Origin of the sequence: Aeromonas sp. 2HA2 (assembly GCF_029237345.1) — a bacterium.
Taxonomy (GTDB): Bacteria; Pseudomonadota; Gammaproteobacteria; order Enterobacterales; family Aeromonadaceae; genus Aeromonas; species Aeromonas salmonicida.
This window is the reverse complement of record NZ_JAACGB010000023.1, coordinates 22,887-46,297: the sequence shown is the minus strand read 5'-3', so window position 1 is coordinate 46,297 and position 23,411 is coordinate 22,887. Positions and strand designations below refer to the sequence as shown.

Annotated in this window: 23 protein-coding genes and 1 pseudogene; 12 read left to right on the top strand and 12 right to left on the bottom strand. The window is 60.2% G+C overall.

Annotated elements, in window-relative coordinates:
• Positions 1-161: 161 nt before the first annotated feature.
• Positions 162-2,732: a bifunctional acetate--CoA ligase family protein/GNAT family N-acetyltransferase gene (locus tag GWQ29_RS20780; RefSeq protein WP_275910157.1), complete on the bottom strand. Its 2,571-nt coding sequence runs from the start codon at positions 2,730-2,732 to the stop codon at positions 162-164.
• Between the two features lie 91 nt (positions 2,733-2,823).
• Positions 2,824-3,015: a hypothetical protein gene (locus tag GWQ29_RS20775; protein WP_021140974.1), complete on the bottom strand. Its 192-nt coding sequence runs from the start codon at positions 3,013-3,015 to the stop codon at positions 2,824-2,826.
• A 172-nt stretch (positions 3,016-3,187) separates the two neighbouring features.
• Here GWQ29_RS20775 and GWQ29_RS20770 point away from each other — a divergent pair, with 172 nt between their 5' ends.
• Positions 3,188-4,060, top strand: a complete 873-nt coding sequence (locus GWQ29_RS20770; RefSeq protein ID WP_275910156.1) for a transporter substrate-binding domain-containing protein — start codon at positions 3,188-3,190, stop codon at positions 4,058-4,060.
• Here the strand turns inward: GWQ29_RS20770 and ilvY are convergent.
• Positions 4,049-4,942 (bottom strand): HTH-type transcriptional activator IlvY, encoded by an 894-nt coding sequence (gene ilvY, locus GWQ29_RS20765; protein ID WP_005321302.1) that lies wholly within the window; start codon positions 4,940-4,942, stop codon positions 4,049-4,051. The genes GWQ29_RS20770 and ilvY overlap by 12 nt on opposite strands.
• 188 nt (positions 4,943-5,130) lie before the next feature.
• On the opposite strand from ilvY, the gene ilvC reads away from it, so the two are divergent.
• Positions 5,131-6,612, top strand: a complete 1,482-nt coding sequence (gene ilvC / locus GWQ29_RS20760; RefSeq protein WP_275920230.1) for a ketol-acid reductoisomerase — start codon at positions 5,131-5,133, stop codon at positions 6,610-6,612.
• A 244-nt stretch (positions 6,613-6,856) separates the two neighbouring features.
• Here the strand turns inward: ilvC and pgi are convergent, their stop codons facing one another.
• Positions 6,857-8,506 carry a glucose-6-phosphate isomerase gene (pgi, locus tag GWQ29_RS20755; RefSeq protein WP_275920229.1) on the bottom strand — a complete coding sequence of 550 codons (1,650 nt, stop codon included), beginning with the start codon at positions 8,504-8,506 and terminating at the stop codon, positions 6,857-6,859.
• 422 nt (positions 8,507-8,928) lie between these two features.
• Between pgi and GWQ29_RS20750 the strand changes: the two genes are divergently transcribed.
• Positions 8,929-9,117, top strand: a complete 189-nt coding sequence (locus GWQ29_RS20750; RefSeq protein ID WP_275920228.1) for a holin — start codon at positions 8,929-8,931, stop codon at positions 9,115-9,117.
• A gap of 161 nt (positions 9,118-9,278) precedes the next feature.
• Here GWQ29_RS20750 and mscS read toward each other — a convergent pair whose 3' ends face one another.
• The 4 genes from mscS to coaBC all read right to left on the bottom strand — a co-directional run bounded on the left by mscS (position 9,279) and on the right by coaBC (position 12,737).
• On the bottom strand, positions 9,279-10,115 hold the full coding sequence (mscS, locus tag GWQ29_RS20745) for a small-conductance mechanosensitive channel MscS (RefSeq protein ID WP_275920227.1): 837 nt from the start codon (positions 10,113-10,115) through the stop codon (positions 9,279-9,281).
• Between the two features lie 150 nt (positions 10,116-10,265).
• Positions 10,266-10,862: a nucleoid occlusion factor SlmA gene (slmA, locus tag GWQ29_RS20740; protein ID WP_005321293.1), complete on the bottom strand. Its 597-nt coding sequence runs from the start codon at positions 10,860-10,862 to the stop codon at positions 10,266-10,268.
• Positions 10,863-10,930: 68 nt separating this feature from the next.
• Complete coding sequence (dut, locus tag GWQ29_RS20735; protein WP_275920226.1) at positions 10,931-11,389, bottom strand: dUTP diphosphatase; 459 nt, start codon at positions 11,387-11,389, stop codon at positions 10,931-10,933.
• Positions 11,390-11,534: 145 nt separating this feature from the next.
• Positions 11,535-12,737, bottom strand: a complete 1,203-nt coding sequence (gene coaBC / locus GWQ29_RS20730; protein WP_275920225.1) for a bifunctional phosphopantothenoylcysteine decarboxylase/phosphopantothenate--cysteine ligase CoaBC — start codon at positions 12,735-12,737, stop codon at positions 11,535-11,537.
• A gap of 147 nt (positions 12,738-12,884) precedes the next feature.
• Here coaBC and radC point away from each other — a divergent pair, with 147 nt between their 5' ends.
• The 6 genes and pseudogenes from radC to GWQ29_RS20700 all read left to right on the top strand — a co-directional run bounded on the left by radC (position 12,885) and on the right by GWQ29_RS20700 (position 16,421).
• Positions 12,885-13,559: a DNA repair protein RadC gene (radC, locus tag GWQ29_RS20725; protein ID WP_125601175.1), complete on the top strand. Its 675-nt coding sequence runs from the start codon at positions 12,885-12,887 to the stop codon at positions 13,557-13,559.
• A gap of 136 nt (positions 13,560-13,695) precedes the next feature.
• A complete protein-coding gene (rpmB, locus tag GWQ29_RS20720; protein WP_005321271.1) occupies positions 13,696-13,932 on the top strand; it encodes a 50S ribosomal protein L28 in 237 nt (78 codons plus the stop codon).
• 11 nt (positions 13,933-13,943) lie between these two features.
• A complete protein-coding gene (gene rpmG, locus GWQ29_RS20715; protein ID WP_005307500.1) occupies positions 13,944-14,111 on the top strand; it encodes a 50S ribosomal protein L33 in 168 nt (55 codons plus the stop codon).
• Between the two features lie 93 nt (positions 14,112-14,204).
• Positions 14,205-14,660, top strand: coding sequence for a hypothetical protein (locus tag GWQ29_RS20710; protein ID WP_275920224.1), 456 nt, complete (start codon positions 14,205-14,207; stop codon positions 14,658-14,660).
• A gap of 24 nt (positions 14,661-14,684) precedes the next feature.
• A pseudogene (mutM, locus tag GWQ29_RS20705) lies at positions 14,685-15,326 on the top strand (bifunctional DNA-formamidopyrimidine glycosylase/DNA-(apurinic or apyrimidinic site) lyase); the annotation flags it as partial.
• 216 nt (positions 15,327-15,542) lie between these two features.
• Positions 15,543-16,421 (top strand): VirK/YbjX family protein, encoded by an 879-nt coding sequence (locus tag GWQ29_RS20700; protein WP_081045713.1) that lies wholly within the window; start codon positions 15,543-15,545, stop codon positions 16,419-16,421.
• A gap of 78 nt (positions 16,422-16,499) precedes the next feature.
• On the opposite strand, the gene coaD is transcribed toward GWQ29_RS20700, so the two are convergent.
• Entirely contained in the window at positions 16,500-16,982 is a 483-nt protein-coding gene (gene coaD / locus GWQ29_RS20695) for a pantetheine-phosphate adenylyltransferase (RefSeq protein WP_043555919.1), read from the bottom strand.
• A gap of 233 nt (positions 16,983-17,215) precedes the next feature.
• Here coaD and GWQ29_RS20690 point away from each other — a divergent pair, with 233 nt between their 5' ends.
• Positions 17,216-18,259: a glycosyltransferase family 9 protein gene (locus GWQ29_RS20690; RefSeq protein ID WP_265463184.1), complete on the top strand. Its 1,044-nt coding sequence runs from the start codon at positions 17,216-17,218 to the stop codon at positions 18,257-18,259.
• 61 nt (positions 18,260-18,320) lie between these two features.
• Here the strand turns inward: GWQ29_RS20690 and GWQ29_RS20685 are convergent, their stop codons facing one another.
• Positions 18,321-19,109, bottom strand: coding sequence for a glycosyltransferase family 2 protein (locus GWQ29_RS20685; RefSeq protein ID WP_271773990.1), 789 nt, complete (start codon positions 19,107-19,109; stop codon positions 18,321-18,323).
• A 241-nt stretch (positions 19,110-19,350) separates the two neighbouring features.
• Between GWQ29_RS20685 and waaF the strand changes: the two genes are divergently transcribed.
• Both waaF and waaA read left to right on the top strand, forming a co-directional pair.
• Positions 19,351-20,466: a lipopolysaccharide heptosyltransferase II gene (gene waaF / locus GWQ29_RS20680; protein ID WP_275910150.1), complete on the top strand. Its 1,116-nt coding sequence runs from the start codon at positions 19,351-19,353 to the stop codon at positions 20,464-20,466.
• A 1-nt stretch (position 20,467) separates the two neighbouring features.
• Positions 20,468-21,733, top strand: a complete 1,266-nt coding sequence (waaA, locus tag GWQ29_RS20675) for a lipid IV(A) 3-deoxy-D-manno-octulosonic acid transferase (RefSeq protein ID WP_275920222.1) — start codon at positions 20,468-20,470, stop codon at positions 21,731-21,733.
• Positions 21,734-21,796: 63 nt separating this feature from the next.
• On the opposite strand, the gene GWQ29_RS20670 is transcribed toward waaA, so the two are convergent.
• Positions 21,797-23,053, bottom strand: coding sequence for a PTS ascorbate transporter subunit IIC (locus GWQ29_RS20670; RefSeq protein WP_275920221.1), 1,257 nt, complete (start codon positions 23,051-23,053; stop codon positions 21,797-21,799).
• A 53-nt stretch (positions 23,054-23,106) separates the two neighbouring features.
• Complete coding sequence (locus GWQ29_RS20665) at positions 23,107-23,394, bottom strand: PTS sugar transporter subunit IIB (protein WP_005321257.1); 288 nt, start codon at positions 23,392-23,394, stop codon at positions 23,107-23,109.
• Between the last annotated feature and the right edge of the window lie 17 nt (positions 23,395-23,411).

Below are 23,411 nucleotides of genomic sequence, written 5' to 3'. Positions count from 1 at the left end.
GAACTCAGAAGTGAAACGCGGTAGCGCCGATGGTAGTGTGGCATTCGCCATGCGAGAGTAGGACACTGCCAGGCACCCAACACGAAAAACCCCGCTCATCGAGCGGGGTTTTTTATTGCCTGAAATTTATCATTCCTGCGGTGTCCTCTGCGCTATGCCCCTTAGGCTCTCTCCGCACAGGGCAACTCCATATTGACCACCCCATCTTCCAGCTGGATATCGATCTTGAAACCAAGACGCTTGGCCAGATTGATCATGCCGCGATTGCTGGGCATGGTCATGCCGGATAGCTGGCCAATCCCTCTCTCTCTGGCGTAACGTACGATTTTCTCCATCATCAACTTGCCGAGCCCCAACCCCTTTAGGTCGGATCGCACCAGAATGGCAAACTCCGCATCGGACTGATCCGGGTTTGAAATGGCTCGCACCACCCCCAGGATTTGCTGGTTGAAGGCGCCATCCTGTCCTACCGCGACGAAGGCCATCTCCCGGTCGTAGTCAATCTGGGTCATGCGAGCGAGCTCCTCGTGGCCCAGTTCTCCCACGTCAGCAAAGAAGCGCTTGTACCTGTCTTCATCGGAGACCTTGAGTACAAATTGCTTGTGAGCGGGTTCATCCTCCGGCCGGATCGGGCGAAGCAGCACATGGCTCTGGTCCTTGAGCCAGGCCCCCTCTTCCAGCTCGGTGGGATAGGGGCGTATCGCCAGGGGGCAACGCTGCTGCGTTATTGGCATCAGTGTCAGGCTGGCATCCAGGATCACCATCTCGGCCCCGCATGCTTGCAATGGATGCAGGTCCAGCTCCTGGATCTCGGGAAACGCCAGCAGCAGTTCTGACAGCTGGCATAACACCTGACCAAGCGCATCGATATCGAGTCTTTCGGGGGTGGCCTGCTCGCGGATCTTGCGGCTCTTGAGAGCACCGATGACCTGGTAGCGTGCGAGAGCCTGGTTCAGTGGCGGGAGTGCGGCGACCATCTCCTGGGGTTCTGCTCCCGACTCGCCGAGCAGGATGACAGGACCGAAGACGGGATCCTGTTGCAGGCGGATCCTCAGTTCCAGCCCGCCGCTGCGGCGTGCCATGCGTTGCACCAGCAAGCCTTCGATGCGGGCCCCCGCATCGTGCTGTCTGACCCGATCCAGAATGGCATCTGCCGCCTGAGCGACCTCGGCAGAAGTGCGCAGGTTGAGCATGACGCCGTGCACCGCAGACTTGTGGGCAATATCCGGCGAGCGCAATTTGACCGCTACCGGATAGCCGATCTGTTCAGCCGTCAGGGTGGCTTCGATGGCGTCGGAGACAATCCAGGTCGGTAGGGTCGCGAGCCCGGCAGCTTGCAGTATGGGTTGCACCAGATGGGTATCGAGGGTGAGTTGCTTGCGTTCCAGAGCCTGCCGGATCAGTTGTTGGCAGAGTTCGACGTTGAGCTTGTCCCCCTGCAGGGACGCGGGTGTTTCCATCAGCTGCTTCTGGTTGCGACGGTATTCCACCATATGCATGAAGGCGGCCACTGCACTTTCGGGCGTGCGATAGGTCGGAATGCCCGCCTCGGTGAAGAGCTTGCGTCCTTCCTGTGCCGAGTATTCCCCGGCCCAGTTGGTCAGGATATTGAAGCGCCTGGCTCTGGGATGCTGCCTGAGGTAATCGATCAGACTGCGTGCCAATTCGGCCCCGCGTGCTGTGAGGGAAGGCGCATGAATGAGCAGGATGGCATCTGCTTCATTCCCTTGTAGCAAGGTATCGAGTGCCTGCTGATAGGCGGTGATATCGGCATCACTACCTATGTCTTTTGGCGGCATGGCCAGTTTTCCGCCCCGCTCAAGCAGCACATCGACCGCCATGTTGGCCAGTCCGCGGCCGTTGGAGATGATGGCCAGCCGTTCTCCCTTGAGGGTCAGCGAATGGCTCAGGGTTTCGACCGCGGCAAACAGCTCGTGGGTATCTCGTACCCGCAGCATGCCTGCTCGCCGGATGGCGGCATCGTAGACGTTGTCCAGCCCCTTGGCCGGATCGTGGCGACCGCTCTTGAGCACCAGTATTGGCTTGTTGCGCGAAGCCGCCCGCGCTGCCGAGAGGAAGTGGCGGGCGTCGTGCAACTTGTCCATATAAAGCAGGATGGCGCGAGTGGTGCCGTCGCGAGAGAGCTGATCCAGCAGTTGGCCGAAGTCGATGTCACAGTGGTCGCCGAGGGAGATAAAGGCGGAAAAGCCCAGCTCATGCTGTTTGGCCCAATCCAGTATGGTCGTGCTGACGGCCGCTGACTGGGAGACAAAGGCAACCTGCCCAGGTTTGGCGGCGATGGGGGAGAAGCTGGCGTTGATGCCCTGCGCTGGCAGCAACATGCCCATGCTGTTGGGGCCAAGCAGGCGAATGTCATATTGGCTGCTCAGGCGCTGCAACTGTTCCCTCTCTTCCTGCGAAAAATCGGCGGCCAGTATGATGGCGGCCCCGGCCCCTTTTTTGCCGAGCGCTTCGATGAGCGACAGTACCCGTTCGCGTTTGGTGCAGATGATGGCGAGATCGGGGGAGAGTGGCAGGCTGGCAATGTCGGGATAAGCCAGCACTCCGGCGATGGCTTTGTTATGGGGGCTGACCGGCAGTATGGGGCCTTTGAACTGACCCGCAAGCAGGTGTCTGATCACCACGTGACCCGCTTTCTGCGGGTCGGTTGAGGCACCGATGACGGCGATTGACTGGGGTTTGAAGAGCCGATCCAGGCCGCTTGGTTTCATGGGCACTCCTCATGGCGACCCCCGGAGGCGAGGGTGACGGATGGTGCCAGTGTAATACGCTTTGATTGCCTGTTCTGTGACCGGTTGCGGATCACTGTTTGGTCAGGGCGCTGGCTCGCAGATAAAACTTCATCTTGCCCTGAATTTGGCGCACTGCCGCCAGCGGGCGCTCTTGCAGATAGATATCCTGTTCGTGATCCAGCAAGGTTTGTGGCACTCCCAGACTCTGCAGGTACTCTTCAAACAGCTGTGAGCTGTTGATTTCGATCAGGTGACGCATCATAGCGAGGCTTTTTCCATTCAGGTTGAACACCGAGCCTAGTCTGTGATCTGGATCTTGCTCTGACCATTGTCAGATTTGACACCAAGTCGCTCACACATCTGTGGGTCCATGCATCAGAACTGGGCGCTCAAGCGTTATAGTGAGTGCATCAAGATCAGAGGTACGAGGCGCAATGCTCAGGATTTGGCTGTGGTGCATCACACTGTTTGCGGGGAGTGTCCTGGCTGCCGAGTCGCACATTCGGGCCTGGAACCTGCTGTTGGAGCACCCCAATCCGGCTGTGGCGGGCTTGCTGCGGTTGTCGCTCGATCTCACAGTGCCTGAATATGGTCCCTATCAGCTGATTGCGAGTCCGCCAATGGAGCAGGGGCGGGCAGTCAAGGCGTTACAGGAGGGCGCCCTGGTACAGATAGGAGTTTTTGCCCCTGATGAAGAGCGGGAGCGTTCCCTGCTGGCGGTCCATATTCCGTTGGCGAAGGGGTTGCTGGGCTGGCGGGTCTGCCTCATCCGGCCGGGGGATGAGGGGCGCTTTAGCGGCATAGGGTCGCTGGCGGACTGGCATAGCGCCGGACTCACCATCGGTCAGCACAGATCCTGGCCCGATACCCGCCTGCTCAAGGCCAACGGCCTCAAGGTAACGGTGGGCAATCTCTACGAGGCGCTGTTCAACATGCTGAGCAAGCGGCGTTTTGACTGCTTTCTGCGTTCCGTCATCGAGATAGAGGATGAACTAAAGCAGCATCCGGAGCTCGCAATCGAGCCCCATCTGGTGTTCCGTTATCCGCTGGCGCTGCTGTTCTTTGTTTCCCCCCAATATCCCGAACTGGCACAGCGCATCGAGCTCGGGCTGCAGCGGGCTCGCCAGTCCGGTGCCTTTGATCAGATCTTTGAAGAGGAGTTTGGCAGCACGATTCGTCGGTTGAAGCTGGACGAGCGGGTCATGCTTGAGCTGCATAATCCGGATCTGCCCGCCAGGAGCCGCAACATGATGGCTGACCCCTCGCTAATCTATGCGCCGGTCACTGCCACCCCGTCAGCGCAGTGAACCCTGGCCGCGCGCCGTATCCCAGAAGGCGCGGATAAGAGGCTCTTCCAGCCGCTTCTTGAGTACTGCGATACCGACGTCGAATGGCTTGAGCGCAGGTCTGGGCTCGACGATGCGTACCTTCTCCCCCATGGGGCTGTGATCGATCACGGCGGCAGGCACCAGCCCGACGCCAAAACCGAGTGCCACCATGGCGACTATGCCCTCGTTGCCCGCCACCTCGGCATAGATATTGGGGGCAATTCCCTTGTTGCGAAACCACTGGTCACAGCGCTTTCGTGCCAGACCCTGTTCGGAGAGGATCAGCGGCAGCCGCTCCCAGTCCGGCTCACCCTGCAAGAACCACTGGCTCTGTTGCGGTGCGGTACGGGGGGCAATGAATACCAGCGGCACCTGCTGCAGGCTGGCAAATTCCAGCTTGGCGGAGAGCGCATCCGGCCGCGCGGCGATGGCGAGATCGGCCTCATCGGCCAGTATCTTGTCCACCGCCAGCGCTGGGTCGCCGGTCTCCAGCTTGATCTCCAGCTGGGGGTAGCGGCGGCGGAAGCGCTCCAGCACCTCTGGCAGCAGAAAGTAGCTGGCGGTGACCGAGCAGAACACCCGCAGCCTCCCCTGCAGCGGTTCGTCGCTGCGTTTGAGCTCCTGCTTGAGCTGGCGCCACTCCTGCAACAGGCTGCCGCCAAACTCCCGCAGTTTCTCACCCGCCGAGGTGAGTCGCACGCTGCGGTTGTCCCGCTCGAACAGCACGCAGCCGGTCTCCTGCTCCAGTCGCTGAATGGCGCGGCTGAGGGTGGAGGGGCTGACCGCCATGGCATCGGCACTCTTGCCAAAGTGAAGGGAGTCGGCGAGGTGGAGAAACAGCTCGAGATTGCGAAGGTCCATCTTTCTATTCCTGCGGCGGCGCGTTTGCTGACGTGGGGGAGAAACAGCTTGAGATTGCGAAGAATCATCTTTCAATTCCTGCAACATACTGTTTCGAATATATCAGTTCAGGCAATGAGTGTCCCGCGCTATAGTGGTTCAGACAACGCCACAACCCGGCATGGAATCAATCGAACGGAGCAATCACCATGGCTAACTATTTCAACACCTTGAACCTGCGTCAGCAGTTGGCCCAACTGGGCAAGTGTCGTTTCATGCAGCGAGCGGAATTCGCCGACGGTTGCAACGTGCTGAAGGGCAAGAAGGTGGTGATTGTGGGCTGTGGTGCCCAGGGTCTGAACCAGGGTCTGAATATGCGCGACTCCGGGCTGGATATCTCCTACGCCCTGCGCAAGGCTGCCATCACCGAGAAGCGCGCCTCCTGGCAGAAGGCCACCGACAACGGCTTCGCGGTTGGCACCTATGAAGAGCTGATCCCGACCGCCGATCTGGTGCTGAACCTGACCCCGGACAAGCAGCATTCCGACGTGGTGAAAACCGTGATGCCGCTGATGAAACAGGGCGCCGCCTTGGGCTATTCCCACGGCTTCAACGTGGTGGAAGAGGGTCAGCAGATCCGCGCCGACATCACTGTCGTCATGGTTGCGCCCAAGTGCCCGGGCACCGAGGTGCGTGAAGAGTACAAGCGCGGCTTCGGTGTGCCGACCCTGCTCGCAGTCCACCCGGAGAACGATCCCAAGGGTGAAGGTATGGCCATCGCCAAGGCGTGGGCCTCTGCCACCGGCGGCGACCGTGCCGGCGTACTGGAATCCTCCTTCGTGGCGGAAGTGAAATCCGACCTGATGGGCGAGCAGACCATCCTCTGCGGCATGCTGCAGGCAGGTTCTCTACTCTGTTATGACAAGCTGGTTGCCGAAGGGACAGACCCGGCCTACGCCGGCAAGCTGATCCAGTTCGGTTGGGAGACCATCACTGAAGCCCTGAAGCAGGGTGGCATCAGCCTGATGATGGACCGCCTCTCCAATCCGGCCAAACTGCGTGCCTTCGAGCTGTCCGAGCAACTGCGCACCCTGATGCGCCCGCTGTTCGAGAAGCACATGGATGACATCATCGCCGGTGAGTTCTCCCGCGGCATGATGGCCGACTGGGCCGAAGACGATGCCAAGCTGTTCGGCTGGCGCGAAGAGACCGGCAAGTCCGCCTTCGAAAACGCCCCGGCGTTCGCGGGCAAGATTGCCGAGCAGGAGTATTTCGACAATGGCGTTGTGATGGTGGCCATGGTCAAGGCGGGTGTCGAGCTGGCGTTCGAGACCATGGTGGCTTCCGGCATCTACGAGGAGTCCGCCTACTACGAATCCCTGCACGAGCTGCCGCTGATCGCCAACACAGTCGCTCGCAAGCGTCTGTATGAGATGAACGTGGTCATCTCGGATACCGCCGAGTACGGCAACTACCTGTTCGCCAACGCCGCCGTGCCCTTGCTGCGTGAGCACTTCATGCCGACCCTGAAGGCCGGCGATCTGGGTGCAAGCAAGGCGGAAGGGCAGAGCGTTGACAACCTGGCGCTGCTGGCGGCCAACGAAGCGACCCGCAACCACCCCATCGAAGCGATCGGTCAGGTACTGCGTGGTTATATGAAAGACATGAAGCGTATCGCCGTTGGCGGTTAATCAGGTATGACCCGCAACCATGCCTGATGCGTGAAGATTGGCAGGTACTGCGTGGTTACATGAAGGACATGAAACGCATCGCCGTCGGCGGTTAAGCCGGCATCGGGCAGGATGATGAAGGGGCGGGGGTGACGATCCCCGTCGCCGGTCGGGCTGGACACCCGACTGGCCAGCCAGAAAACCCGGCCACAAAAAAAGCCCCGCTCATCGAGCGGGGCTTTTGCATGCGGAAAGGCCGGCTAAATCAGGCTTTCCATGCTTTCCAGGTATTGATCAGACCGTTGGTGGAGCAGTCGTGGCTGGTGACAGCATCGGCAGTGTTGAGCTCCGGCAGGATCTTGTTGGCCAGCTGTTTGCCCAGCTCTACGCCCCACTGGTCGAAGCTGAAGATGTTCCAGATTGCGCCCTGTACGAAGATCTTGTGCTCGTACATGGCAATCAAAGAGCCAAGCGTCTTCGGGGTCAGGCTCTTGAACAGTATGCTGTTGGTCGGGCGGTTGCCTTCGAACACCTTGAACGGCACCAGATCCTTGACCTGCTCCAGGGTTTTGCCAGCAGCAAGGAACTCGGCTTCGACCTGTTCTTTGCTCTTGCCGAAGGCCAGTGCCTCGGTCTGGGCGAAGAAGTTGGCCAGCAGTTTCGGATGGTGGTCACCGATCGGGTTGTGGCTGATGGCTGGTGCCAGGAAGTCACAGGGGATCAGCTTGGTGCCCTGGTGGATCAGCTGGTAGAAGGCGTGCTGGCCGTTGGTGCCCGGCTCACCCCAGATGATGGGGCCAGTCTGGTAGTCAACCGGCTTGCCGTTGCGATCCACATACTTGCCGTTGGATTCCATGTTGCCCTGCTGGAAGTAGGCAGGGAAGCGGTGCATGTACTGATCGTACGGCAGAATGGCTTCGGACTCGGCACCATGGAAGTTGTTGTACCACAGGCCAATCAGCGCCAGCAGCACCGGCACGTTCTGCTCATAGGAGGCAGTGGCGAAGTGCATATCCATCTCGAAGGCGCCTTGCAGCAGGGCTTCGAAGTGCTCGAAACCGACAGACAGGGCGATAGGCATGCCGATGGCAGACCAAGAGGAGTAGCGGCCGCCAACCCAGTCCCAGAACTCGAACATGTTGTCGGTGTCGATACCGAACTCGGCCACGGCCTTGCCGTTGGTGGAGAGGGCGGCGAAGTGCTTGGCAACGTGGGCCTTGTCACCGGCGATCTTGATGAACCAGTCGCGGGCGGTCAGGGCGTTGGTCATGGTCTCCTGAGTGGTGAAGGTCTTGGAGGCCACCAGGAACAGGGTGGTTTCCGCATCAATCTCTTTGAGAGTCTCGGCGATGTGGGTGCCATCGACGTTGGAGACGAAGTGCATCTGCAGGTGATTTTTGTAGGGGCGCAGCGCCTCTGTGATCATTACCGGGCCCAGGTCTGAACCACCGATACCTATGTTGACCACATGCTGGATCGCTTTGCCAGTGTAGCCTTTCCACTCGCCGGAGATGATTTTCTCGCAGAAGCTCTTCATCTTGGCCAGCACTGCGTTCACTTCCGGCATCACATCCTTGCCGTCGCACTCGATGGGGCGGTCGGAGCGGTTGCGCAGGGCCACGTGCAGTACTGAGCGCCCTTCGGTCATGTTGATCTTGTCGCCGTTGAACATGGCATCGATCGCGCTGCGAAGATCGGTCTCTTTGGCCAGATCAACCAGCAACTTGAGGGTTTCCTCGGTGATCAGGTTCTTGGAGTAGTCGACCAGAATGTCGCCGCCAAAGGTGAGGGAGAACTTGTCGAAGCGCTGCGGGTCCTGCGCGAACAGATCCTTGAGTCGAGTCTCTTTGTTAGCTGCAAAATGGGCTTCCAGCGCCTGCCAGGCCTGGGTCTGGGTTGGATTGATATTTTTCATAGGATTACCGATCTTCCAAGTTGTGTTTGAACCTTGCAGGCAAGGCTCCCGCCAAACCTTATTATTCGAGCACTATACCGGGCCCATTATACCGAGCCCATGGTGCAGCCCGTGTAACAGAGCTTTACCAATTGTCTGCCATCGAAGGAGTTTACAACCAAAACGCTGCGATTATGAGTCACTCATGGCCAGGGGATCTTGAGTTTGCTCATACTTCACCCGGCTTGCCCGGGTTGAAAAGGCTTTCATCTATGGCTGCCAGCTTGGCAAGTTTGTATTACAGCTAAAGGGGTATCTGACAGCCGTTTTTCGGCTCGTTTTATGAGCAAACGCAACTTGTCGGGGTTGGGCGTTGGCTAGTATGTGCACCGAATGGACGAGATCTCCCAGGGATGGCCACTGTCTGGAATGAGGAGATCGATATGAAACATGCTTTATCCCTGTTTGCCCTGAGCCTGATCGCCACCGGTCTCATCGGCCTGCTGACCCTGGCGCTGACCGCCGCCGCGCCGACTCTCGAGATTCGGGTGTTGGCCGTGATCGGGGCCGTGCTGGGGGGCTATGCGCTGGTGCAGCCACTGCTCAACCGGGTCGCTCGTCGACTGGTATGAAGAGGGGCAAGCCAACCTGGCTGCCCGGATTGACAGGTTTTCGACCCCATGGTGCAAGGTGGGCTGCGGGTCGAATCTTTATGCCTTGCCGCATGATCTGGGTTTCAGAAACGACAATGCCAGCCCCGGGGCTGGCATTGTCGTGATCGTCTGCGCAGGTATCAGGCCTGAGGCTTTTGCATGTGCATGACCATCTGCGGGAAGGGGATCTCGATGCCTTCGGCATCGAAGGTCAGCTTCACCTTTTCGTGGAAGTCGAACCAGACGCCCCAGTAATCGGCAGTCTTGACCCAGGGACGCACTACGATATTGACCGATGAGTCGGCCAGGGCGGCAACGGCTATGGTGGCTGCCTGTTCCTTCAGGATGCGCGGCTCTTCATTCACCAGGCGCTCGAGGAGCTGTTTGGCCTTGCGCAGATCCGAACCGTAGCCGATACCGAAGGTCATGTCGACGCGGCGGGTGTCCATGCGCGAGTAGTTGACTATGGTGCCGTTGAGGATGGCGGAGTTGGGTACCACTACCATCTTGTTGTCACCCGAGGTGAGGGTGGTAGTGAATAGCTGCACCGACTGCACGACACCACTGGTGCCCGCCACTTCGATAAACTCACCGGCCTTGATGGGGCGGAAGATGATCAGCAGGAAACCGGCGGCGAAGTTGGAGAGCGAGCCTTGCAGTGCCAGACCTATGGCCAGACCGGCGGCACCGATAATGGCGACGAAGGAGGCGGTTTGCACCCCGACTCGACCCATGGCTGCAATCACCACGAACACCAGAATGGTGTACTTGAGGATGCTGCCAACGAAATGCGTCACTGTGGCATCCAGCTTGCGAGCATGCATCACCTTGATCACGCCATTGCTGAGAAGGTTGGCGGCGATGTAACCGACCAGCAGGGTGATCAGGGCGGCCACAATATTGACGGCATACTCGATCAGCAGGCCCTGATTATTGACCAGCCAGGTCTGCGCTTCTGTGATGATTTCGGGTTCCATAGGATGTCCTGTCAGGCAGTAAAGGTTTATGACGCATGAATCTAACACTGGCATGCGACAGTTTGGGTCGTATCTGGAGCTCCCTTCCATTTTTTGCCATAAAAAACAAGGGAGGCCAAGGCCTCCCTTTGTGTATCCACCCGAATGGCGTCAGCTTTGCAGCAGTTGGCTGCGGATGAAGAGCCACTGATCTTCGAAGCCGGCGGTGGGCTTGAGTTTGAACTCGGAGCGGACAAACTGACTGATGCGTCCCTCGGTATAGGCCAGCAGCAGATTGGCGAGCATGGTCTCGTCGAGCTGGAAGCCCTGACCTTCCCGCAGCCGTTTTTCCCGCAACACCTGCTTGATCTGGGTTTCCAGCTTGTCGAACAGGATGCTGATGCGATCCCGCAGTCGATCGTGCTCACCCAGCAGGGCGTCGCCGTTGAGGATGCGGGTGATGCCGGGATTGCGCTCGGCGAACACCAGCAGCAGCTGAAGGATATGATGGCAGCGGGCCATGGTGTCCTTCTCTTCGGCCATGATCAGGTTGACCCGTGACAGCAGGGAATCCTCGATAAAGTCGATCAGTCCCTCGAACATCCGCGCCTTGCTGGGAAAATGTCGATAGAGGGCGGCCTCAGAGACACCCACCTCGGCCGCCAGACGTGCCGTGGTGATACGCTGGCCAGGGCTGGTCTCCAGCATATGGGCGAGTGCTTGCAGGATCTGATCGCGCCGACTCTGTTTCTGATTACTGCTTGCCATGGATTCCCCTAAAAAAACAATGGCTTGATTCTGTTATTAGACACAGGCCCGGGGGCTTGTGTGGTCTGTTATTGGCGACCAGAAGAACCAAAACTGCCTTCACCCCGTTCACTCTGATTGAACTCATCGACCAGTTGGAAGCTGGCCTGCACCACCGGCATTATCACCAGTTGGGCGATGCGTTCACCGGGTTGCATGGTGAAACTGTCGTTGCCACGATTCCAGACCGAAACCATCAGCTGGCCCTGGTAATCGGAATCGATGAGGCCCACCAGGTTGCCCAGCACTATGCCGTGCTTATGGCCGAGGCCGGAGCGGGGCAAAATGGTGGCGCACAGGCCGGGATCCTGAATGTGGATGGCCAGACCGGTCGGTACCAGAATGGTGTCGCCTGGTGCCAGCGTGATGGGCGCATCCAGCAGCGCACGCAGGTCCATACCGGCAGAGCCCGGTGTGGCGTAGGCGGGCAGCGGGTACTCGGTGCCGATGCGGGCATCCAGAATTTTCAGCTCAATTTGTGTTGTCATGAATCGTTCGTTTTTCAATGGGTTCTTGTGTGGACACCCGGAATACTCGGTACAGTCCGGGCAGTCATGAATTGATAGTTGCTTAGCGAGTGCTGGTGTGGGCGTCCTGCATGGGCAATGCCAGCGGGGTGCCATGTGTCTGCACTCAGCGCCGGTAGTGGCGCGCAATCAGGGCGATGAGGTGGCGAGCCAGCGTCAGCTTATCGGCCAGTGGCAGAGGGGCTTGACCCCCTTGCCAGAACACGGTCAGAGCGTTGTCATCGGCATTGAAGCCCTGGCCCGCACGAGACACATCGTTGGCGGCGATCATGTCCAGCCGTTTTCGCTGCAGTTTGTCGAGGGCGTATTGTTCCACATCCACGGTTTCGGCGGCAAATCCGACGGTGAAGGGCTTGTCTGATAACGCCCCCACTGCGGCTATGATGTCGGGATTCTTGACCAGGGTCAGCACCATCTGATCGTTATCACCGGTCTTCTTGATCTTCTGGCTGGCAACTTGCTCGGGCCTATAGTCGGCCACCGCCGCGCAACCGATAAAGAGGTCGCACTCGCCGACCCGGCTCATCACCGCCTGATGCATCTGTTCGGCGCTCTCCACATCGACACGCTCCACCCCGCTCGGTGCAGGCAGGGCAACCGGCCCGCTCACCAGCGTCACTTCGGCCCCTGCCTCACGGGCGGCGCGGGCGATGGCGTAACCCATTTTGCCCGAGCTGTGGTTGCTGATGTAGCGCACCGGATCCAGTGCCTCGCGGGTCGGCCCGGCGGTGAGCAGCAGTCTGACGCCCGCCAGCAGCGGCTCGGCGGCCAGTTGCTGGCAGCAGTGCTCAACCAGTTCCAAGGGATCCAGCATCCGGCCCGGGCCTACGTCGCCACAGGCCTGGCTGCCGGAATCCGGCCCCCACAGCAGTATGCCGCGGCTGGCCAGGGTCTTGAGATTGGCCTGGGTGGCGGCGTTGAGATACATCTGCTGATTCATGGCGGGAGCCAGTGCCACGGGGGCCGGGGTTGCCACGCAGAGGGTGGTGAGCAGCTCGTCGGCCATGCCGGCGGCCATGCGGGCCATCAGGTTGGCGCTCGCCGGGGCGATCAGCACCAGATCCGCCCACTTGGCCAGCTCTATGTGGCCCATGCCCGCCTCGGCAGCCGGATCCAGCAAGCTGTCGGCCACCGGATGACTGGAAACCGCCTGCAGGGTCAGCGGCGTGATGAACTCCTTGGCGGAGCGGGTCATCACCACCCTTACCTCGGCTCCCTGATCTTTCAGGCGGCGTACCAGTTCGGCACTCTTGTAGGCGGCGATCCCGCCACTGACACCCAACAGGATGCGTTTATCGGCCAATCTCATCTGCTGCTTCTCTTCCGGCTCACTCTGACTGGTCGGCTAAGATACCACAGGCAAGGGATGACGACAGAGGCTGACATGAGGGACTTGTGGTCGGGGGCGTGCAATTTTTTGCTATGTTTTTTCTCAACAGGGATGAGGGAGAGACAAATGAGCATCAAGGAGTGGCCTGAGGATGAGAGACCCAGAGAGAAACTGCTACGGCAGGGGCCAGCGACGTTATCCGATGCTGAGTTGCTGGCCATCTTCCTGCGAACCGGCGTCAACGGCCTGAGTGCGGTGGATCTCTCCCGTCAGCTATTGCAGCAGTTTGGTTCGCTGCGGGCACTGCTCGGGGCCGATCAAGGCACCTTCTGTCATGCCCATGGACTGGGGCCTGCCAAGTATGCTCAATTGCAGGCGGTGCTGGAGATGGGCAAGCGCCATCTGGCCGAGCAGTTGCAACGAGGTGATGCCCTGACCTCGCCCCAGCTGACCCGGGATTACCTGCAAGCCCAGCTGCGGGATCGGCCGCGGGAGGTGTTCGCCCTGCTGTTGCTGGATAACCAGCACAGAGTCATTCAATTCGTTGAACTTTTTTACGGCACCCTCGATTCTGCAAGCGTCTGGCCCAGAGAAATCGTGCAGATCGCGCTCAAACATAATGCAGCCGCAGTGATTCTGGCGCATAATCACCCGTCCGGCGTGGCCGAGCCCAGTCGGGCCGACCGCCAGATCACGGATCGGATCTTGGCCGCCTTGGCCTTGATCGATATCAGAGTGCTGGATCACTTGGTGATCGGTGACGGCATCACGGTTTCTTTTGCAGAGCGTGGTTGGTTGTAACTGGGCTCTGGCACTGTATTAGTTGATCTTTGATCACGGATGCTGTATAAAATGCCGCCTTCTGTTTGCCCCGCAATCGAAGGCCAGCGGGGCAGATATTTGCTCGAGCAATGAAGTAAGATTTGGAGAGACTGACATGTCTAGAGTATGCCAAGTAACCGGCAAGCGCCCGGCAGTTGGTAACAACCGTTCGCACGCTAACAACGCTACCAAGCGTCGTTTCCTGCCGAACCTGCACACTCACCGTTTTTGGGTTGAGGGTGAAAAACGCTTCGTAAGCCTGCGCGTATCCGCAAAAGGCATGCGTATTATCGACAAGCGTGGCGTTGAAGTGGTTCTGGCTGAACTGCGCGCCAGCGGTGTTAAGGTATAAGGAATTAGATCATGGCTAAAGGTATTCGCGAGAAAATTCGCCTGAACTCCAGCGCCGGTACTGGTCACTTCTATACCACTACCAAGAACAAGCGCACCATGCCCGAAAAAATGGAGATCAAAAAGTTTGATCCCGTTGTTCGTCAGCATGTGATCTACAAGGAAGGCAAAATCAAGTAATTACTTGAGGCTGCATTCCCAAAAGCCCGGCCCAGTGCCGGGTTTTTTTATGGTCGAAATTCAGTACACTGCCGGTTCAAACGGAGGCTTGCCATGTTGAAATTGAGCCGTAAGGGCTGGAATAACGTGATCATAGTGGCCGTGCTGGGGGTCGTGACCTTGTTGCACCGGCTGGAGGTTGCCCAGCAGGAGAACAGCGCCCAGCGGCCTCGTACCCTGTTGCCGGACAGTGCAGTCGTTCTCACCTGGCAGGGGCCGAGCTGGCAGATAGAGCGCATCGGCCAGGGCTGGCGCAGTGGAGCGGATCTGGGGCTCAGCAGTGCCCAGTTGGCGGCCCATGTCGAGGCTTGGCAGGCTTGGTTGCTGCCCCCTGGCGACGCTGTGCGCGGCACGCCGGTCACCCTCAAGGTGTGGATCGCCGGTCAGAGCGATCCGATTGAAGTGGGGCTCTATCAGGACAACGGCAAGTTTGCCGCCCTGTTGCCGCCCTCGACCTGGCTCACCCTGAGTCAGGAGCAGTATCGCAGCCTGTTGCGTCCCTCTCCTTAATCCACCCTATTTGTTGGAGGCCCCATGCCTGAATTACCGGAAGTTGAAGTCAGCCGCCAGGGCATATCTCCCTGGCTCACCGGCATCAAGGTGACCCGCGTCGTGGTACGGGATGGCCGGCTGCGCTGGCCGGTACCTGGCGAAATCCAGGAGCTGGTGGATCTCACCATCCACAGGGTCAGCCGTCGTGCCAAGTATTTGCTGCTGGAGACCGACTTTGGCACCGCCATCCTGCATTTGGGCATGTCCGGCAGTCTGCGGGTACTGAATATCGGTACGCCGGCCGAGAAACACGATCACGTGGATATAGAACTCGCCAACGGCAAGCTGTTGCGACTCAATGACCCGCGCCGCTTTGGGGCCCTGCTGTGGACCCGTGAACCGGCGGAGGCACACGCCCTGCTGGTCAAACTGGGCCCGGAGCCGCTGACCGACGCCTTCAACGCCGAGTATCTGCAAGGGCGTGCCAAGGGGCGCAGCACTGCCATCAAGACCTTCCTGATGGACAACCATGTGGTAGTCGGTGTGGGTAACATCTACGCCAATGAGGCGCTGTACGCTGCCGGTATTCACCCCAAACGGGCGGCGGGCAACATCAGTGCCGAACGACTGGGAACCCTGGTGGCCGAGATCAAGCGGGTGCTGGCTTCTGCCATCCAGCAGGGGCAGCGTACAACCGTTTTTTGTTCTCATTGCCAGCGCTGAGCGCAGTTATTTTGACCAAAAACAGCCAAGTTGTAAGAGAGTATTTCCGGTCTGTTGAATATTTGGCCTGCTGTCACTAGTATCTCGACCGTTCAGGCGGTTTGAGAATATAAAATGACAGCTAAATCAATGGACTGGGATCACTTATCCCGGCAGGGGCACTATTGTGCCCAAAAAATGGCCCGCTTCCTCTATCCCGATGACAGCGCCCGCAAGACCTTCAATCGCGCCAAGTTCGTGCTGCGCAGCCTGCTCTATCGGCAGCAGATGAGCCGGGTGTTCGAGCTGTTTCAGGCCGAACCGCTCAAGGCCCTGCCTGCCCACTATCCCGAGCTGCTCGACAAGCCGATGCGACCCTATCGGTTTGCCGGCTCAACCGCGACCCAGCGGGCCGAGATGCTGGAAAACCACTATCGACTGCTGCTGGCCCGTTATCCCGAGCTGATAGACCCGCTCTATCTGGACGAGGGCATTGAGCTTGGCCACTATCCCCAGAGTGGATGTCGCATCGTGCTGCGCCACGATGGTACCTTCCGTCGTGAGGCCGAGCTGGCGCTCTCCATCGTCGATCAACAGGGCAAGCGCCTCTATAGCTGCGCCTTCTCGCTGGCGGGCACCCCAGGCAAGCTGTCGCTGGTGATCGGCTCGGTACAGGGGCCGGAACCCTGCGTCGAACAGGCACAGGACAAGGTTCGAGCCCTGACCAAGGAGGGCCATGGTTTACGGCCCAAGTCGCTGGTGGTAATGCTGGTGATGCAGCTGGCCGAGGCGATGGGTGCCGAGCATATCTCGGCGGTGCGGATGAAGGCGCACATCTACCAGGCCAAGCGTTACAGCAAGAAGAAGAAAGCCTGTCTGCAGGCGGATTATGACGAGCTGTGGGAGGAATTTGGCGCCATCGATCAGGATGACAACTTCGTGCAGCTGTTGCCTGCGGTGCGCAAGCCGCTGGAGGAGATTGCCTCCAAAAAGCGTGCCATGTACCGGCGCCGCTACGAATGGCTCGATGAGCTGGCGCTCTCCTGCCAGCAGGTGCTGGGTCGCGCGGCGGGCTGACTGCCAGTGCGGACAATGGCGAGCGCGGCCCATGTGCGCCGCACTAAACAGGCTACCCTCGGGTAGCCTGTTTGCTTGTTACTTGCCTTGCTTGGCGGCAATCGCCTTGGCGACGATCGGGTCGACAAACTGGCGGATATCACCGCCATGCAGGGCGACCTCCTTCACCAGGGTCGAGGAGATGAAGGAGTTTTCTTCGGCAGGGGTGAGAAACACGCTCTCCAGCTCTGGCATCAGGCGGCGGTTCATGTTGGCCAGCTGAAATTCGTATTCGAAGTCGGAGACGGCCCGCAAGCCACGGATCAGCACGTTGGCTTGCTGCTCTTTGGCAAAGTCCACCAAGAGGCCGGAGAAGCCCACCACCTTGACGTTGGGCAGGTGGGCCGTCACTTGCTGGGCAAGCAGGACACGTTCTGCCAGATCGAACAAGGGGCGCTTGCTCGGGCTGTTGGCTACCCCGACGACCACTTCATCAAACAGCCTGGCGGCACGACCTATCAGGTCGGTATGGCCGTTGGTGATGGGGTCGAAGGTGCCGGGATAAATTACCTTGTTGGTCATGCTGTTGATTCCTGCAACCTGGAAATTTGGTCGCATTATAGGGTCTGTTGACGTTTTGTCGCGACCGGGACGATGTCCGTTTTGTGCGGGACTTGGCGCGAGACGCCCGGTTTGGTCGTCCAAATCAGTATCGTCTGGTGTCTTCGCTTGAGAATAGCTGTGCATCAGGCAAGAATACCCGCACCGCGCATCAAGCCTCCTTGCATTGGTGACAGGGAGCAAAGGGATTTTTTATGAAACGTATTCTGGTAGTACGCAACGACAAGATTGGTGACTTCATGCTGGCATGGCCGAGTTTTGCCATGCTCAAGCGTTCCATGGATTGTCATGTGACTGCCCTGGTTCCTGCCTACACGGCGCCGTTGGCCCGTCTCTGTCCCTGGATCGACGAGATTATCCTGGATCCGGGGTCAGGAGCCGACAAGGAACAGCAACGCGCCTTGCTGGCCCGCATCAAGGCGGCAGCCTTCGATGCCTCAATTTGCCTGTTCTCCAACACCCGTAACGCCAAGCTGGTGTGGAAGGCGCACATCCCCTACCGGTTGGCACCGGCCACCAAGCTGGCCCAGGTGCTCTACAACCAGCGTCTGGTGCAGCGCCGCTCCCGCTCCCAGAAGCCGGAGTACGAGTACAACCTGGATCTGGTGCGTCGCTTTCTCGCCGACCAGCAGGTAAGCGTGGTCGAGCCACAGGGCCCCTACCTCAGCTTTGACCCCCAGAGCCTGCAGCGGGTGCGCGAACAGGTTGCAACCAGACTGAAGCTGGATGCCAGTCGCCCCTGGCTGATGGTACACGCCGGCAGCGGTGGTTCGGCCAACAACCTCTCCATCGAGCAGTACTCGCGCCTCATCATCAAGCTCAATCAGGCATGCCCGGAATTGCAGTGCATCCTGACGGCGGGGCCGGGGGAGGAGAAGATCGCCGAGCAGCTGGCGGCAGAATTGCTGGCCCACGGCGGCAATGGCTGGATCTATCGCTCCGACGAGGGGCTGCCCAAGTTCTGTCAGGTGATGGCCAACGCGGCCCTGTTTGTGGCGGGCAGCACGGGTCCCTTGCACATAGCGGCGGCGCTGGACGTGCCCACCATAGGTTTCTTCCCGGCGCACCGCTCGGCCACCCCGCTGCGCTGGCGTCCGCTCAACAGCGAGGGGCGTCACCTGGCGTTCAGCCCGCCGGAAGACAGCGATCATCCGGAAGACATGAGCCAGCTCGATCCCAAGGCAATGGCGGCGGCGATAGCTCGCTGGGCACCGCCCTTCTGGCGAACAGAGAGCTGACAGATGCAAACAGGGCCCTTTCGGGCCCTGTTTCGTCATGCTGGCTTGAGCGGCTGCGCAATTAGCTGCCGGTCTGGTCTGGTGCTTGCGGCTGCTGGCGGATCCAGAGATCTGCGTACTTCGCGAAAGTGGAGTGGGCCGAGAGGATCGCGAGCAAGAGTCCCTGCTTGCCATCGAGGAAGCCGGCTTTGAGCAGGTACATCTTGAGGAAACAGCCCACGGCATGGACCAGTCCCTGGCCGAGGGAGCCCTTCTTGCCACGGGCGGTGCGCTGATCGGCCCAGGCCTTGGCATAGCCGGCGGACTTCACCAGATAGTGCTCCAGATCCCGGTAGGTGAAGTGGAGCAGGTCGCCATGGATATTGACGATCTTCATGTTGGCGCGCACCTCCACCTTCTCGTGTACCAGCACCTCGTTGTAACGGGTGAGCGCCTTGGGATAGAGGCGCAGCACCCGATCCGGATACCAGCCGCTGTGGCGGATGAAGCGGCCAAATACCCAGGAGAGGCGCGGGATAGAGTAGATGGTGTCGCTGGCCGGATTGGCCATGACGGTCGCGATGGCCTCTTTCAGCTCAGGGGTGAGCCGCTCGTCCGCATCCAGCCACAGTACCCACTCTGACTGGACATGGGACTGGGCGAGGCGGCGTTGGCGGCCGAAACCGGGCCACACCGTATTGACGAAGAAACGGGCGCCGAATTCGGCGGCGATGGCAGGGGTCTCGTCCTGGCTGCCGGAGTCCAGAATGACGATCTCGTCCACCAGACCGTCGAGTGAGGAGAGGCAGGCTTTCAGGTTGTCGGCTTCGTTCTTGACGATCAGGACGGCCGCCAGAGTCGGTTTTTTCACGGGTTGAAGGCTCTTGTTGGCGCCCGGCTGGCGGGGCATGCTCAAATTGGCGCCCATTCTAGCCTAAAACGGCAGGCGGAGCATGGTTCCGGCGGTCTGAGTACGTCAGCTTCAAACGGATTCTTTTTTATTCGAGGTGCACATGGTGCGGGGATCTTCTGTTATTTCTCGGGCCATTCTTGGGGCATAATCTCGCCCAGCAATGATTAACCGCAGGGCTTGGCCCCAAGAGAAGCGTGAGATGAAAATATTGGTGATCGGCCCCTCCTGGGTCGGCGACATGGTGATGTCCCAGAGCCTCTACAAGGCGATCAAGACCAATCACCCTGACAGCGAGTTGCATGTGATGGCGCCAGCTTGGTGCGGTGCCCTGCTGGAGCGGATGCCCGAAGTGGACAAGGCTATCCCCATGCCGCTCGGCCACGGTGACTTCAAGCTGGGGGCCCGCCGTCGGCTCGGCAAGCAACTGGCGGCCGAGAAGTACGATCAGGCCATCATCCAGCCCAACTCCATGAAGTCGGCGCTGATCCCCTGGTTCGCCAGGATCCCGGTGCGCACCGGCTGGAAGGGGGAGCACCGCTTCGGCCTGCTCAATGACATGCGCAGCAACAAGTCCGCCTTCCCGCTGATGGTGGAAGCCTATCTGGCGCTGGCCTATCCCAAGGCGCAGATGAAGAGCCGGGTCGATATTCCCGCCATTCCCCACCCCTCGCTCAATGTGGATCTCATCAATCAGGGGAAGGCGCTGGAGCGACTCGGTCTGGATCGCGTTCGTCCCGTGCTGGTGCTCTGTCCGGGAGCCGAGTTCGGCCCGTCCAAGCGCTGGCCTGAAGGGCACTACGCCGTGGTGGCGCAGAAGTATCTGGATGAGGGCTGGCAGGTGTGGATCTTCGGCTCCGGCAAGGATGTGCCTGTGGCCAACACCATTCGCGAGCGGATCAATCCCCTGTCGCGCCCCAACTGCCACGTGCTGGCGGGCAAGACCAACCTGTATGAGGCGATCGATCTGATGGCGCTGGCCGGGCGGGTCATCTCCAATGACTCCGGCCTGATGCACATAGCCGCCGCCCTCAACCGGCCGTTGATCGGCGTCTATGGCTCTACCTCGCCGCTCTACACGCCGCCGCTGGCGGACAGGGTCGAGATAGTGCACACCGACATAGAGTGCCGCCCCTGTTTCAAGCGCACTTGCAAGTTCGGCCACCTCAAGTGCCTGATCGAGCTGATGCCGGAACAGGTCATAGAGGCAGGCCGACGGCTGGAGTGCGCCGAGTCGCCAGATCAACCGATCGTGCTGCAAGTGGGTGAGCCGCCACGGTTTGTCTCCGATGCGAGCAAGCGATCGGAGCCGACATAACATGGGCTATCGGCTGCTCTACAACCTGCTGATCCATCTGGGCTTGCCGCTGGCGTTGCTGGCACTCTACAAGCCGAAGAAGGGCAAGCCTGGCTTTGGTGCGCGTTGGGCCGAGCATCTGGGACGGACGCCGGCCAGCGGGCAGGAGGCGCCGCTCTGGATCCATGCGGTCAGCGTGGGTGAAACCCTGGCCATCAGTCCCTTCATCCGTGCACTCAAGGCCGAGCGGCCGGATTTGCCGATCCTGCTCACCACCACCACCCGCACCGGCGCCGAGCAGGCAGCAAAGCTCGGCAACTTGGTGATGCATCGCTACGCCCCCCTCGATTACCCCTGGGCGGTTGCCGCTTTTCTCAAGTGCATCAAGCCTCGCGCCCTCTGGGTGATGGAGACAGAGCTGTGGCCGAACTGGCTGGCGGCCTGCGAGGCGCGCCATCTGCCGGTGACCATCATCAATGCCCGTCTCTCCGAACGCTCCTGCCAGCGCTATGCCCGTTTTCAGGGGGCGTTCGATACCCTCAGCCGGCCACTGACCCATCTGCTTTGCCAGCATCAGGACGATGCCGAGCGTTTTGCACGGCTCGGCGTCGGTCGTGAGCGGCTGGCGGTGACCGGTTCCATCAAGTTCGATATCCAGCTGGGTGACGAAGTGCAGGCCAGGGGGCACGCCCTGCGTCAGCAGCTGGGGCAGAGCAGGCCGGTCTGGATCGCCGCCAGTACCCATCAGGGTGAGGATGAGCAGGTATTGGCGGCGTTTGACCTGGTGCTGCAACGCCACCCCCAGGCCTTGCTGATCCTGGTGCCGCGTCATCCGGAGCGCTTCGATCGGGTGGCCGAGCTGTGCGCCCCTTACGGCTGTGTGCGGCGCACCGGCGGCGCCCCGATCCGCGAGACGGACAAGGTCTATCTCGGCGATACCATGGGCGAGTTGCCGCTGATGCTGGCGGCGGCCGATGTGGCCTTCGTCGGCGGCAGTCTGGTGAAGGTCGGCGGTCACAACCTGCTGGAACCGGCGGCGCTGGGCAAGCCCTGCCTGACCGGCCCTGCCTACTTCAATTTTAGCGACATCACCCGCCAGCTGGTGGCTCAGGGTGGCGCGGCCCTGGTGGCCGATGCCGCCGCGCTGGGGGAGAAAGTGAGCGAGCTGCTGGCCGACGAGGGCGAGCGCAGCCAGATGGGCGAACAGGCCCGCGCCGTTGTGTTGCGCAATCAGGGCGCGCTGGCGCGAACCCTCTCTCACTATCTTGCCAGTCTGGAAAGCGACTGAGCCCAGAGTGGCCATAAAAAACGGAGCGCCAGGCGCTCCGTTTTTTTTCCGTACAGGCGTCGGTCAACGCATTATCAGGCCGAGCAGTATGCCCACCACGCCGAAGTCGGCATCGCTGAAGGTGGTGTTGGCAAAGCCGAGATCCCCCAGCACAGGCAGCAGAAATACCGGCAGGAAGGTGATCAGCAGGCCGTTGGCGAAGGCACCAAGCAGGGCCCCGCGGCGACCACCGGTGGCGTTGCCGAATACCCCGGCCGCCGCGCCGACGAAGAAGTGCGGTACCACGCCCGGTATGATGACGGTGAGCCCCAGCAGGTAGAGCAGCACCATGCCCACCAGACCGGCGGCAAAGCTCGACAGGAAGCCGATCAGCACGGCGTTGGGGGCGTAGGGGAAGACGATGGGGCAGTCCAGCGCCGGCTTGGCGTTCGGCACCAGCTTGTCGGAGATCCCCTTGAAGGCCGGCACGATTTCGGCGATGACCATGCGCACCCCCTGCAGGATCACATAGACCCCGGCGGCGAAGGTGATGGACTGCATCAGGGAGAACATGAACCAGTGCTTGCCCTTGGCAACGCTGGTGACGAACTCGGGCCCGGCAAAGGCGGAGGTGATGAGGAAGATGATGCCCATGGTGAAGGAGATGGCCACAGGAGTATCGCGCAGGAACAGCAGGCTCTTGGGCACCTGCACCTCTTCGCTGCTGTGGGCCTTGTTGCCGAACTTGGCGCCGATCCAGCCGGCCAGCACGTAGGAGATGGTGGAGAAGTGGCCGAGAGCCACCTCGTCCGAGCCGGTGATCTGCTTCATGTAGGGGTGAGCGAGGGCCGGGAACAGCACCATGGTCACGCCGACCACCAGGCTGCCTACCGCGATCAGCGGAATGCCGCTCATGCCGCCGGCGGAGAGGATCGCCGCCACCATCATGGACATGAAGAGGGTGTGGTGACCGGTCAGGAAGATGAATTTCCACGGGGTGAGGCGGGCGATCAGTATGTTCACCAGCATGGCGAAGAACATGATCATCGCCATCTCCTTGCCGAACGACTGCTGGGCGATGGAGACGATGGCTTCATTGTTGGGAACCACGCCCTTGATGCCGAAGGAGTGCTGGAAGATGGTGGCAAAATCGCCCAGCGAGTTCACCACCAGGGTGGCACCGGCCCCCAGGATGACGAAACCCATTATGGTCTTGACCGTGCCCTTGATGCACTCGGTCACGGGTTTTTTCTGGGCAATCAGGCCGATGAGCGCGATCAGGCCGACCAGCACGGCCGGCTCGGACAGCACGTCAAACATCAGAAAATTGAAAAATTCCATGGTCAGCTCCAATCAGATGGAAGAGGCGGCCCGCAGGCCGCGAAGTCAGGTGGTCAGAGAGCGCCCAGTTCGCGCAGGGCGATGGAGAGTTTCTCTTTCATGGCGGCCTTGTCGACCATGTTGTCCAGGGATACCAGTCGGCCGTTGACCCCCATGCTGATGAGCTGCTCGGCGATGTCGCGGGTAGCCACGAACATCTCGGCGGTTTCGCTGCCGGCGGAGGCGAGATCCCTGTGATCCACTTCGGCAGTGACTGCCAGCTCCTTGAGGATGCTCTTGATGCTCATCTCCATCATCAGGCTGGTGCCCAGGCCATGTCCGCATACAACCAGAATTTTCATCGTCTCTTCCTTTGTCG